Annotated in this window: 13 protein-coding genes and 1 pseudogene; 3 read left to right on the plus strand and 11 right to left on the minus strand. The window is 68.2% G+C overall.

What is annotated here, in order from left to right:
* Positions 1 to 21 precede the first annotated feature (21 nt).
* The 6 genes and pseudogenes from WT26_RS27955 to WT26_RS27980 all read right to left on the minus strand — a co-directional run bounded on the left by WT26_RS27955 (position 22) and on the right by WT26_RS27980 (position 7,413).
* On the minus strand, positions 22 to 348 hold the full coding sequence (locus WT26_RS27955; protein WP_069274441.1) for a DUF4148 domain-containing protein: 327 nt from the start codon (positions 346 to 348) through the stop codon (positions 22 to 24).
* A gap of 222 nt (positions 349 to 570) precedes the next feature.
* Positions 571 to 1,476, minus strand: a complete 906-nt coding sequence (locus tag WT26_RS27960; protein ID WP_069274442.1) for a PilZ domain-containing protein — start codon at positions 1,474 to 1,476, stop codon at positions 571 to 573.
* 90 nt (positions 1,477 to 1,566) lie between these two features.
* Positions 1,567 to 4,145, minus strand: a pseudogene (locus WT26_RS27965) (penicillin-binding protein 1A).
* A gap of 182 nt (positions 4,146 to 4,327) precedes the next feature.
* A complete protein-coding gene (gene lhpH, locus WT26_RS27970; protein ID WP_069274443.1) occupies positions 4,328 to 5,335 on the minus strand; it encodes a trans-3-hydroxy-L-proline dehydratase in 1,008 nt (335 codons plus the stop codon).
* Between the two features lie 81 nt (positions 5,336 to 5,416).
* The gene (locus WT26_RS27975) at positions 5,417 to 6,538 is read right to left on the minus strand and encodes a branched-chain amino acid ABC transporter substrate-binding protein (RefSeq protein WP_069274444.1); all 1,122 of its coding nucleotides are present in this window, start codon (positions 6,536 to 6,538) and stop codon (positions 5,417 to 5,419) included.
* 137 nt (positions 6,539 to 6,675) lie between these two features.
* Entirely contained in the window at positions 6,676 to 7,413 is a 738-nt protein-coding gene (locus tag WT26_RS27980) for a FadR/GntR family transcriptional regulator (protein ID WP_069274445.1), read from the minus strand.
* A 243-nt stretch (positions 7,414 to 7,656) separates the two neighbouring features.
* Between WT26_RS27980 and lhpI the strand changes: the two genes are divergently transcribed.
* The 3 genes from lhpI to WT26_RS27995 all read left to right on the plus strand — a co-directional run bounded on the left by lhpI (position 7,657) and on the right by WT26_RS27995 (position 9,951).
* Complete coding sequence (lhpI, locus tag WT26_RS27985) at positions 7,657 to 8,592, plus strand: bifunctional Delta(1)-pyrroline-2-carboxylate/Delta(1)-piperideine-2-carboxylate reductase (RefSeq protein WP_069274446.1); 936 nt, start codon at positions 7,657 to 7,659, stop codon at positions 8,590 to 8,592.
* A 154-nt stretch (positions 8,593 to 8,746) separates the two neighbouring features.
* Positions 8,747 to 9,154: a response regulator transcription factor gene (locus tag WT26_RS27990; RefSeq protein ID WP_069274447.1), complete on the plus strand. Its 408-nt coding sequence runs from the start codon at positions 8,747 to 8,749 to the stop codon at positions 9,152 to 9,154.
* A 17-nt stretch (positions 9,155 to 9,171) separates the two neighbouring features.
* Complete coding sequence (locus WT26_RS27995) at positions 9,172 to 9,951, plus strand: helix-turn-helix domain-containing protein (protein ID WP_069275169.1); 780 nt, start codon at positions 9,172 to 9,174, stop codon at positions 9,949 to 9,951.
* A gap of 100 nt (positions 9,952 to 10,051) precedes the next feature.
* Here WT26_RS27995 and WT26_RS28000 read toward each other — a convergent pair whose 3' ends face one another.
* From WT26_RS28000 to WT26_RS28020, 5 genes are all read right to left on the minus strand, one after another.
* Entirely contained in the window at positions 10,052 to 10,402 is a 351-nt protein-coding gene (locus tag WT26_RS28000; RefSeq protein WP_060018854.1) for a hypothetical protein, read from the minus strand.
* Positions 10,403 to 10,594: 192 nt separating this feature from the next.
* On the minus strand, positions 10,595 to 10,837 hold the full coding sequence (locus WT26_RS28005; RefSeq protein ID WP_069274448.1) for a UDP-glucose 4-epimerase: 243 nt from the start codon (positions 10,835 to 10,837) through the stop codon (positions 10,595 to 10,597).
* A gap of 27 nt (positions 10,838 to 10,864) precedes the next feature.
* Positions 10,865 to 11,140 (minus strand): DUF1488 domain-containing protein, encoded by a 276-nt coding sequence (locus WT26_RS28010; protein WP_155774723.1) that lies wholly within the window; start codon positions 11,138 to 11,140, stop codon positions 10,865 to 10,867.
* A 239-nt stretch (positions 11,141 to 11,379) separates the two neighbouring features.
* Positions 11,380 to 11,778 (minus strand): DUF488 domain-containing protein, encoded by a 399-nt coding sequence (locus WT26_RS28015; RefSeq protein WP_069274450.1) that lies wholly within the window; start codon positions 11,776 to 11,778, stop codon positions 11,380 to 11,382.
* Positions 11,779 to 12,019: 241 nt separating this feature from the next.
* On the minus strand, positions 12,020 to 12,406 hold the full coding sequence (locus tag WT26_RS28020) for a hypothetical protein (protein ID WP_069271284.1): 387 nt from the start codon (positions 12,404 to 12,406) through the stop codon (positions 12,020 to 12,022).
* Positions 12,407 to 12,446: the final 40 nt, after the last annotated feature.

Here is a 12,446-nt window from a genome sequence, read left to right on the forward strand (position 1 = left end):
ACCGCCCTCGCGGGCGCCGGTTCAGCGGCCGCGGTAGACCGACGACGTGTCGCCGGACACCGGCACGACCACGCGCTGGCCGGCTTGCGACGCTGCGGCAGCATTCGCGCCGTAGCCCGTCGTATCGGCCTGCGCGCCCGGGTTGCGGGCGGCGGCGATCTTTGCCTGCGCGGCCTGGATATTTTCCGGGTAGTTGATCCAGTCGTTCGGGTTGTAGCCGGCCTTTTCGAGCTGGACCAGTTCGGCGCGCACTTGCGCGCGCGTCAGCGGCTGCTGGCTCTGGGCGAACGAAACGACCGGTGCGGCCACCAGGGCGGCCAGTGCAACTGCCTTGATCAGCGATTTCATGATTTGGAACCTCCGAGATTGTTTTCAAACGCATCGGACTCATGGTTCGGTGCGGATGAGTGGAAGTCTAGGAGCCCCCACAATCAGGGTAAATACTTAAATCACGAATTCACTGTTGACGGAAAACATACAATCACCGTCTGCCCAGCCAATTAATCAGATGATTATCGAGCTGGCGGCAACGAATGTCCCGCACAAAACGAGCGCGGGACGCGACGTCATTCAATTCACCCCGCCCAATTCCGCCGACGCCATCAGCCGGTCGAACAGCAACGCCTTGAGGCGCACGACATTGGCCGCCTCGATGTCGTCGCCATACGCGACGTGATGCAGCACGAGTTGCGGCGCGGCCGGGTCGGCGTGCGTGTGGCGCACCGTGCCGTCCAGTGTCAGCAACGCAACATTGCCGCCAACCTCGTAAGGCAGCCGGATCCGCAGCGGCTCGCCCGCCGCGGCGATCGTCCGGCTCGCCGCCACCGACAGCCCGCTCACGCTGATGTCGCGAACGATCCCGAAGCTCCCCACACCGTCCTGCCCGCTGCAGCAGCGGGCCGCGAGCCGCGCCGGCACGCGCGGCTCCGCGCGCACCCGCAGGCATTCGATGAAGCCCGGCGGCGACAGGGCCATGAACGGCACCGGGCCGGGCTGCACCATGTCGACGGTCGCCGCGAAGCGGTACGCCGCGGCACGCCCGATCACGATCGCCTCGACGCCGTCGCCCGGCCTGAATTCAAGCGCCGTCGCATGCTGAGGCTCGATGAGCAGCGACTGCGACGCCCGCTGGCCGATCAGCCGGCAGCGCAGCATCGCGCGCGTCGCGCCGACCCGCCGCCGCAGGCCGATCGGCGCGCCCATCCACAGGCCCATGTGCGCGACCGACGGCACGTCGCCTTTCGGCGGTTCCGCCGGGGCGGCTGCTGGGGCCAAGCCGGCCACGCCCAGGCCGGCCGCGTCTCTTCTCGCTGGCTGGAAATGGTCGAACAGGAACGCATGCTGCGCGGCATCGTGCAGCGTCGTGCCCGCAGGCAGCAGCGCGGCGCCGTCGGCATCGTAGAGATCGAAGCCGAGCGGCGCGCCGGCCAGGAAATCGTCGTGCTCGAGCGCGACGAAATTGTAAGAAGTGCGCATCGGGGGGACGCGGACGAGCCGCGCGAGGCTGTCGTGATGGCGGTATTACGGCAGCCTGCGCGAAACCTGAATCGGAGGATTACCCGGGGATCACTCCGCGCCGCTCGCCCCGGCGGGCGCTTGCGTGTCGGGCGCAGCCGGCGCGGGAGCCGGCGACGGTGACGCCGGAGACGTCGGTGCGGCCGGCGACGCGCCGTTGCTGCCGCCGCCCGCCCCGTTCGACGGCGCCTGCGGCGCACTGGCGGCGCTGCCCGCCAGCGCTGCCGCCGACGCGGCCACTTCGGATGCCGGTACCCATTCCTCGACGATGCCGCCGGACGCGGCTTCCTGCGCGGACGCCTCCGACGCCGCACTCGCCTCCGGCTCGGCCGGCTGCGGCGCACGCGGCGCCTTCGGTGCAGGCGGCGGCGTCTTCGTGTCGGACTTGAACCAGCCGCCGAACAGGCCCGTCATCCGATCCTGCAGCGATTCGAGCCAGTCCGGCGCGGGCTCGGTATCGAACTTCGCCTTGCCGTCGATCAGCCGCGCGCGCTGCGCACGCTGGAAGAAATCGCCGACGATCGGCAGCGCGCTGTGCGCGCCCTGCCCCCAGTAATCGCTGCGCAACGTCACGCGGCCGTCGTCGAAACCGACCCACGCGCCGGCAACGAGGCCGGGCTGCATCAGGATGAACCAGCCGTCCGCGTTGTCCTGCGTCGTGCCCGTCTTGCCGGCCACGTCGCCGCGGATTCCGAAGCGCGTGCGGATGCTCGTGCCGGTGCCGCGGTCACGACGTCGCGCATCACGCTGAGCAGCGTCTTGTCGGTTTCGGCGTCGAGCGCGCGCTCGGGCGGGGCCGGCGCGTATTCGGCGAGCACGTCGCCCTGGCGGTTCTCGATGCGCGTCACCATCTGCGGCTCGACGTACAGCCCGCCGTTGGCGATCGTCGCGTACGACGCGACCATCTCCTTCAGCGTGACCGGGCTCGTGCCGAGCGCGAGCGACGGCACGCGTTCGAGCGGGCTTTCCCGCACGCCCATCGCGTAGGCAAGCCGCGCGACCTTCGCGGGCCCGACCTTCTCCATCACCTGCGCGGTGATCCGGTTGCGCGACAGCGCGACCGCGTCGCGCAGCGTCATCGGCTTGCCCGTCGGCGGCACGTCGTCGTTCGGCCGCCAGATCTCGCCGCCCTTCAACGGGATCTCGACCGGCTGGTCGATGAACGTGTCGTCCGGCTTCATCCCGTTCGCGAACGCGACGCCATAGACGAACGGCTTGAACGTCGAGCCCGGCTGGCGCCGCGCCTGCGCGACGTGGTCGAACGGCTCGTGGGTGAAGTCGCGGCTGCCGACCCACGCGCGGATCTGCCCGTTGCGCGGATCGATCGCGAGGAAGCCGGCCTGCACGTCGGTCTTGGTCTTGCACAGCGCACGCATGAAGCCGCGGTCGGCCGCGAGCAGCTTCATCGCGGCCGCGTCGTCCTTGCCGGCGTCCTGCGCGGCCTTGTACTCGGGCGACTCGCGCATGAAGGCGCGGAATACCTCGTTGTCGGTGCCGCAGCCGTCGCGGCCGCTCCACGCGTTGTTCGCGATCCCCTGCAGCTGGTTGCCCTGCAGCGTGAGCGCCTGCGTCGCCATCTGCTGCAGCCGCGAGTCGATCGTCGTGCGCACGATCAGCCCGTCCGCGTAGATGTTGTAGTCGTTGCGGTCGGCCCACGCGATCAGCCATTTGCGCAGTTGCTGCGCGAAATGCGGCGCCGGCCCCGGCGGCTCCTTCTGGCGCTCGAAATCGATCCGCAACGGCCGGCGCTGCAATTGCGCGAACTGCGCCGGTGACAGCCTGCCGTACTTCACCATCTGGCCGAGCACCGTATTGCGCCGCTGCAGCGCGCGTTCGGGGTTCAGCACCGGGTTGTAGTAGCTGTTGCCCTTCAGCATCCCGACGAGCGTCGCGCTGTCGAGCACGTCGAGCTCGTCGGCGGACTTGTCGAAATAGGTGCGCGCGGCCATCTCGACGCCGTACGCGTTGTACAGGAACGGCACCGTGTTCAGGTAGGTCTCGAGGATCTGGTCCTTGCTGTAGACGGCCTCGATCTTCAGCGCGGTGATCGCCTCCTTCACCTTGCGCGTGAGCGTCGGCGCTCGGCCGATCTCGTCCGGGTACAGGTTGCGCGCGAGCTGCTGCGTGATCGTCGAGCCGCCCTGGCGGCTGCCCGAGAACGTATGGAGCGCGGCCGACGCCGTGCGCTTCCAGTCGAGGCCGTGGTGCTCGTAGAAGCGGTGATCCTCGGTCGCGATCAGTGCGTCGACCATGTGCGGCGAGATCTGCTTGAGCGGCACCCATTCCCGGTTCGACGGCTTGAATTCGGCCAGCAGCTTGCCGTCGGCGGACAGCACCTGCGCGGGCTGGTCGACGCGCGCCTTGCGGATGTCGCCGATGCCCGGCGTGAACGGAATGAGCACGACCACGTACGCCGCGAACAGCGCCGGCACGGCGGCGCCCGCGAGCAGCACGCCGCGGCGCGTCGGATGACGCAGGTGCAGCCAGGCGGCGGCGAGGAGACGCTTGAGCAACGCGGCGGCGGCAGCCGCGACGGGTTGGGCGCGCGCGACCCATCTGGCACAAAAGTCACGCACTGACGACACGTTTCGGCGATTCACGCGGGTGGAGCTCGGCTGAAAAGGCTGCATCGTACCAAACTCGCGCGGCCCGCCGTCCGGCGGACGGCGCAGCGCCTCGGCGGCGCTCGTTCGCGCGCCGGCCGCCGGGCCGGCGACGCGCGCAAAAAAAGCGCGCGTCCGGCAACCGGAACCGCGCGCCAAGCCTGGTACTGCAACCGGTTCGACCCGTGCCCGGCAGCCGGGCTGCGCGCTCAGCGCACGAGAAAACCGTAGGTCAGCGGATCGCGTTCGTCGACGATCCAGTTCGCGAACCCGCAGATATGCGCGCTGCCTTCCACTTCCGGAATCACGGCCGGCATCCCGCCGACCGTCGTTTCGCGCAGCACGCGCCCCTTGAAGACCGTGCCGACGATCGATTCGTTGACGAGCGTGTCGCCGGCCGCGAGCAACCCGCGCAGGTAGAGCTGCGCGACCCGGCCGCCGGTGCCGGAGCCCGTCGGCGAGCGGTCGACCTCGCGATCCGCGAACACGCAGCAGTTCGCCTGTGTCGAGCCCGGATGGCGCGGCGCGTTCGCGATGATCGTGCCGTAGATGTGGTTGATCTCCGGGATTTCCGGATGCACGACCGGGTACTTCGCGTTCGCGGCGGCCTTCGCTTCCGCGCCGAAGCGGATCAGCCTTTCCACTGCCGCTTCGCGCACCGGCAGGTCGAACGGCGCGCCGTCGACGTAGAAGTAGAACGCGCCGCCGTACGCGATGTCGCCGGTCACGGTGCCGAACGACGGGGTCTCGACCGACACGTCGCGTTGCCAGATGAACGACGGCACGTTGACGAAGCGCACCGGCCCCGCATGCTCGCCGTCCCACTTCACGAATGCCTCGATGAAGCCGCACGGCGCGTCGATGCCGACCCGCGTTTCCGGCACCGTGCGCTGCACCCAGCCGAGCTCGACGGCGGCGGTCGACAGCGCGATCACGCCGTGTCCGCAATGGTCGCTGTAGCCTTCGTTGTGCACGAAGATCACGCCGAAATCGGCATTCGGCGACACCGGCTCGGTGAGGTAGCCGCCGTACATGTCGGCGTGGCCGCGCGGTTCGAACATCAGCGCGCGGCGGATCTCGTCGGCGTTCTCCTTGAGCCACGCGCGGCGCTGGACGATCGTGTCGCCCGGCAGTCTCGGCAGCCCGCTCGTGACGATGCGGAATGCTTCGCCGCCCGTATGCACTTCGACGGTGGAAAGGGATCGGGAAATTTTCATCGGTTGCTCAGGGGATTTGAATCGGAAACGCGGCCGCGGCCGGCGCGCACGCCGGGCGCGCGAGCCGCTCGAGCGCGTCAATCAATTGCCGTACGGCTCCGGCAGGCCGTTGCGGATCACATAGACGGTTGTCGGCGCGCCCTTCAGGTCGCCGTTCGCGTCGAACGAATAGGTGCCCGCGACGCCCGCGTAGTTCGACTTCGCGAGCTGCGCGATCAGCTTCGCCTTGTCGGTGGTCGTGCCGGCCTTGACCATCGCGTCGGCGAGCAGCTTCATCCCGTCGTAGTAGTTCACGCCGTAGACCTGCGTATCGGTGTGGTACGTGTCGTGGTACTTCTTCAGGAATTCGCGGCCGGCCGCCGTCTTCTCGAGCGCGACGCCGCCCTGCGCGCAGTAGACGATCGATGCCGCGTCGCCCGCGACCTTGCCCATGTCGGCGGAGCAGATGCCGTCGCCGCCGAGCAGCTTCGCGCGCAGGCCGCGCTGCTTCATCTGCTTGGCCATCGGCGCGCCCTGTGCCGCATAGCCGCCGAGGAAGATCACGTCGGGGTTGCTGGCCTTGATCTTGGTGAGGATGCCGAGGAAATCGGTGGCCGACGAATTCGTGAATTCCTGGTCGACGATCCTGATCCCGTTCGCCTTCGCGACGTTCATGAACTGCTCGGCGACGCCCTGCCCGTACGCGGTGCGATCGTCGATCACGGCGGCCGTTTTCGCGTTCAGCGTCTTCGCGGCGAACGTGGCCATCGTGCCGCCGAGCTGCTCGTCGCTCGCGCCGATCCGGAAGATGTTCCTGAAGCCCTGCCTGGTCAGCGCCGGGTTCGATGCGACCGGCAGCATCGGCACGCCGGCATTCGAGTACACGCGCGATGCGGGAATCGCGACGCCCGAGTTGTACGGGCCGAGCACCGCGACGACACCCTTGTCGACGAGGTTCTGCGCCACCTGCACGCCCGCTTTCGGGTCGGCCTGGTCGTCGTCGGAAACCAGTTTGAACGTGACGGTCTTGCCGGCGACCTTGATGCCGGCCTTGTTGAGTTCGTCGACGGCCAGGCGCGCGCCGTTTTCATTGTCCTTGCCGTTCGCGGCCTGCGGGCCGGTCAGCGGCGCCGAATGGCCGATCATCACGACTTCCTGCGCGTGCGCGGAAGTCAGCGCGCCGGCGGCGATGGCCACCGAGAGCGCAGTAACGAGGTGTCGCATGATGTCTCCTGATTGGTTTTAGTCGAACCAATGTAGGACACAACTGGTCATTATTCAAGCAGTTTAAAAAAGCGATCCCATCTTCTGGTCAAAAATCAGACCAGAGCAACAGAGCAAAGACGCCCCGCTTGCCCCGCTTACTTCGGCGCGATATCGCGCCGCACGCGGCGGATGTGCTGTTCGACATAGAACGCCGCCGCATCGGCGTCGCCCGACACGATCGCCTCGTAGATCAGCCGATGCTCGGACACGTAGAGCCGGATCCGGCCCGCGTCGTAGATGCCGTCGTCCTTCAGCCGCTTCCACAGCGGCTGGTCCATCGTCTTCGCGACTTCGTCCGCGATCTTCACGATCAGCGGGTCGCCCGTCATCAACGCGAGTTGCCGGTGGAACAACCGGTCGCTCTCGTTCCACAGCGCCCGCTGATGCGGATCGTCTACGTCGGTAATGGTTTCCATCTGCGCCAGGTAGCGCTCGGCGACCGGGTCCGGCTTGCGATGCGCGGCCGCGAGGCGCGCGATCGCCGGCTCGAGGATCAACCGCACGTCGAGCGTCGACGTCGGGCTGAAATCGGCTTCGGACGCCTTGTGCGTGTCGCCGCGCTGCGCGAGCACGTCGAGCGGCGCCGCGACGACGTAGGTGCCCGAATTGCGCTTCGTGAACACGAGCCCTTCGTTCTGCAGCGCGCCGAGCGCTTCGCGCACGGCCGGCCGGCCGACCTGGAACAGCCCTGCGAGCTCGCGCTCGGACGGCAGCCGCGACTCGGCGGCGTAGCGCCCCGCGCGGATCTCGTCGCGGATCTTCTCGGCCACCTGCTCGTAGATCTGCAGCGGCCGGAAGCCGTTTTCGAGGATTTCGAGGCGCGCGGACGACATCGTGGGAGCTCCTGCCGGATGTTCGGGATCGTGGACGGGTTCGCACTATACCGGAGCGGGGCGCCGCCGCGCCCGCTTCTGGACAGATATTAGAACCAAAAGCACCCGGGCGTTTTATTTTCCGGCTTGTCACCCCGCCGGAAATTGGTATAGATTCGATCCACACTGCCCGTCTCGCGGTATCCGGCAACCCAGCACCGGGCGCGCTGTCCGCCCGGCGTCCACGCTCAACCGACGCACACGATGACCGCGCTTTCCCCGATTCCCGTTTTCGATGCGGCCGACACGGCCGCGCTGCTCGACTACCCGGCGCTGCTCGCCACGCTCAGGCAGGCCGTCGCCGACTACGCGGCGGGCGAGATCGTCAGCCCCGAGCGCCTGGTCGTGCCGCTGCAGGCCGGCGGCGTGATGCTGTCGATGCCGTCGAGCGCGCGTGACCTCGCGACCCACAAGCTCGTGAACGTGTGTCCGGGCAACGGCGCGCGCGGGCTGCCGACGATCCTCGGCCAGGTGACCGCGTACGACGCGACCACCGGCGAGATGCGCTTCGCGCTCGACGGCCCGACGGTCACCGGACGCCGCACGGCGGCCATCACCGCGCTCGGCATCCAGGCGCTGCACGGCGCCGCGCCGCGCGACATCCTGTTGATCGGCACCGGCAAGCAGGCGGCGAATCACGCGGAAGCGCTCGCGGCGATCTTTCCCGGTGCGCGCCTCTTCGTGCGTGGCACAAGCGCCGCAAGCGCCGCCGCGTTCTGCGACGCCCAGCGCGTCCATGCGCCGCAGCTCGCACCGCTCGAAGGCGACGACATTCCGGGCACCGTTGACGTCGTCGTGACGCTGACGACGAGCCGCACGCCCGTCTACCGCGAAGCCGCGCGCGAAGGCCGGCTCGTGGTCGGCGTCGGCGCGTTCACCGCGGACGCCGCGGAAATCGACGCGAACACCGTGCGCGCCAGCCGGCTGGTCGTCGACGATCCGGCCGGCGCGCGCCACGAAGCCGGCGACCTGATCGTCGCGCAGGTCGACTGGCAGCACGTCGCGTCGCTCGCCGACGTGCTGGCCGGCGCATTCGACCGCACCGGGCCGCTGCTGTTCAAGAGCGTCGGCTGTGCGGCGTGGGATCTGGCCGCGTGCCGCACCGCGCGCGATGCGCTGGACGCGCGCCGGGCCGGCTGATCCGGCCGGTGCGGCACGGGTTTCGGCCCCACTGCGTTTCGGCCCCATCGCCGCGGCGCATGTAGGAAAAACCCTACAACGCGTCGCAGCGGCCTACACCAACTTCCAATTCGGCCGATTTCCTTTTTGGCGTCGCAACCGGATACTGGCTTTCATGAATGCCAGCCTGTCATCCGTTGCGCTCCGGGTGTTTCTCGTCGATCACGCCGTCGCCGTCCGGCAGCGGATCGCGCTGCTCGTCGGCGCGATCCGCGGTGTCGCCGTCGTGGGCGAGGCGGAAGACGGCCAGGACGCGTGGACGCATATCCGCAGCAGCCAGGCGGATGTCGTGATCGTCGACCTGCGGCTGGCGGACGGCAGCGGCCTCGACCTGATCGGGACGCTGTCGAAGGCCGCGCCGCGCATCGTCACGATCGTGCTGACGAATCACTCGGCGCCGGCATTCAGAGAGGCATGCGCGTCGGCCGGAGCCGACTACTTCTTCGACAAGACCGTCGAATTCGACGCCGCATGCCGCGTCATCGAATCCCTGGTGCGCTCGCGTCGCGCGCACCGCACCTGAAAGTGCCGGAGTGCATCATGTCATCAGCATCCGTCAGCGCTGCTGCCGTGCCCGTCGCGCGGCGGCTTGCGACGCCGCTTCACGCGATTGCCCGGGCCGACGCCGCCAAACATCCCGCCGCGCGCTGCTCGGCGTGCGCGATGCGCTCGATGTGCCTGCCGCCGCAACTGACGGCCGCCGAATACGGCCGCCTCGACGCGATCATCTGCACGACCCGGCAGGTGCGCCAGGGCGACGCGCTGTTCCGCACCGACGATCCGTTCCAGAGCATCTACGCGGTGCGCGCGGGTTCGTTCAAGACGGTGATGATGCATCGCGACGGCCGCGAGCACGTGACGGGCTTCCAGATTGCCGGTGAAACGCTCGGGATGGACGGCATCGGCGGCGGCCAGCACTGTTGCGACGCGATCGCGCTCGAAGACAGCGTCGTGTGCATCATCCCGTTCGGCGCGCTCGAAGCGGCGTGCCGCGAGATCAAGCCGATGCAGCACTTCCTCTACCAGATGCTGAGCAGCGAGATCGTCCGCGAATCGAGCCAGATGCTGCTGCTCGGCACGATGTCGGCCGAACAGCGCGTCGCGCAATTTCTGCTGAACCTGTCGTCGCGCTTCGAGGCGCGCGGCTATTCGGCGACGGAATTCAACCTGCGGATGACGCGCGAGGAAATCGGCTGCTATCTCGGGATGAAGCTCGAAACCGTCAGCCGGATGTTCTCGCGGTTCCAGCGCGAAGCGCTGGTCGAAACGCGCGGCAAGCGCGTGCGCATCATCGACTCGCAAGCGCTCGCCCGGGTCTGAGCGGCCGGCAAGCCGCGCGACTCGCCGCACGCACCCGTCGACACGAACCGGCGCGCGCGGGTCGCGCCCGTTGTTGCGCCCGTCGTGCCGCCCTTCGCGCTCAACGCAGCGCATGCGAACCCTGTCCGGCCGTGCCCGGCGTTCCCGTCCCCTGCCCGACCCACGCCATCAGCGTCCGCTCGGCTGCCGCGAACGCGCGGCGCACCGCTTCGTGCGGGTCTTCGCCGACGCAATGCGGAATCGGCCTCAGCTCGTTGTTGCGGGTGATCAGGTCGAGCCGCACGTCGTACGCGCGCTGGCCGGCGCCCGACGCGCGCGACTCGATCGCCAGGTGGCAGCCGCTGATCAATGTGCGGAACCGTTCGAGGCGCACCAGTTGCTCGCCGGCTTCCGCCTCCAGTGCGGCCGAACCGGCGAATCCGAAGTAGGCGATCTGCATGCCCACGCCCATGTCGTGTCTCCTGACGGGGCCGCCCTCGTGCCGATCGCCTGATATGCGCCGCCCGCGTGGCCGCGAGACGGCGAAGATTCATCTGTAGTGACTGCCTGCGCTGTCCGTCCTTGCCGGCCGCAGTCTGGCCGGCAGCGTGCGCGGCCCCGCCGCGCGTTGCCCGCACGCCCCCGCGTGCGGCTCCCCTTTCTCTTATACGTTGAAGGTCTGCGACGCCTTCATCTCGATCCACGTCATGCCCGCCCGCAGCCCTTCGATCATCGCCTCCCGCTCGGTCGGATACGCATGGCTGTGCTCGAACGCATGGTGAAACCGGGCGGGGCCGACGCCGTGCTCGACCTGCACGCGGCAGCGGAACCCGCCGCCGGCGGCGTCCGGCCGCGTCTCGACCTCGACCGACCAGTCGTCCTCGCGGATATTGCCCGACAGTGTCATGTCCCCTCCCGAGACCGTTACGCAGCGTCAGCCGCCGAATCGGAAGTGACCGCTGTGCAGCAGCACCGGCCGGCCGCCGATTTCCTCGAGCATGCGGCGTGCCATCGCCTCGATCGCCGGCCGGTGCGCGTCGAATGCGGCCAGCAGGTCGCGTTCGAGCAGCGACGGCGCGCCGAAATGATCTTCCAGCGCCTCGGCCGTGATCGCACATTGCACACAGCTGTCATCGACGATCGCCGAAAACGCCACGACCAGGTCGCGTGCGCAATATTCGGGCGGTTCCGGCGGGAAATCGATCTGCATCGGCATTGGCTTGTCCGTCATTGCTGCGACATGTCCATGACGTGAGCATAGAGGCGCACGCGCCCGCACGCTTGACCCACGTCAAGCGAGTCCCCCGAGGCACTGCTCGACGCCGTGGGCTCGGCGTGGTCAAAGGAGGCAGGACCCGACACGCTCGGCCGGGCCGAGCTGCCGCCGTGGGCGGCACCTGATGCGCCTGATGTGGCGGTGAGCTGAATCGCGGTGACAGTCCGCGCCGCTCAGGATGCGTCGGGCTCGATCGTCGCGCCACGTTCCGCGAGCAGCTCGCGCAGCACGCTGCGGTGGCAACGGCGTTCGTCGTCGCAATAGCAGCCGATCGAGAACGCGGTGGTCGCCGACAGGGCAGCCAGCAGGTCGAGCACCTTCGGCGCATCGCCATGCGCCATCTCCGCGCGGAACTTGCGGGCGAAGGCCCGCCAATCGGCGTCGGTCCCGGCGGCCTGCGCCTGCGCGACGAGTTCCGCGCTCGGCGACAACGTCGGCAGCCATACATCATAGTAGTTGCGCGACGCGAATTCCGCCTTCGGCACGCCGCGCGGCGGCCGCCGCACCGTGCCGATCCGCAGGCCCTCGCCGGCCGCGCGCGGCGACCCCAGCTGTACGATCCGGATGCTCATGCGTGCATTGCTCCTTCGGTTCGATGATTTCGACGCGCACATCGTACCGCCGTGTGCGTGGTGGTGACAGATGTGCGACGTGGGATCGCGCGTCGCGGAAACAGGTCAGTCGTGGTTTATTGGGGCGCGGGGCGGATCGGCGGCGTTCGGCCACGATTGGTCAGTCGCACGGACGCTTCGAATCGTCGAAAATTCGAGTTCCAGAAGCCGATCAGCGCGATTCTCGGCTCGCAGCCCAACATCAAAAGCTCGCCGCTGGCCGCCAGTGAACGAATGGCGGATACGGCGCACCGCTGAGGAAGGCGAGAAATACTTCCACAACCTGGTCGGCTATGAACCATTCATCCGAGCGCATCGGAATGTTGCCCGCTCGGAAGACCAGGATCGTGCCATCCGGGCGCGCCGGAGAAAGTTTGTCGTGAAACGCTCTCCAACGTTGTGCGCCGAACTCGAAGCGCTCAATCATGCAGCTGGCGCCACCGCCGGCTACCTGCACATAGTTGCCCGCACCGTTAGTCAACGACGCATAAGACGACTTGCCGTAGCTTCGTAGGGATTTGAGCCCACGAGCAATCTGTATGGGAGTCGGCGCAATGAATGCCGCTTTGCCCTCGATGTCGAATTTCATTGGCTGAATTTATCTCGATTCCTCTCGACCAGATGTGAAT

The sequence above is a fragment of the Burkholderia cepacia genome (genome assembly GCF_001718835.1).
GTDB lineage: Bacteria > Pseudomonadota > Gammaproteobacteria > Burkholderiales > Burkholderiaceae > Burkholderia > Burkholderia cepacia_F.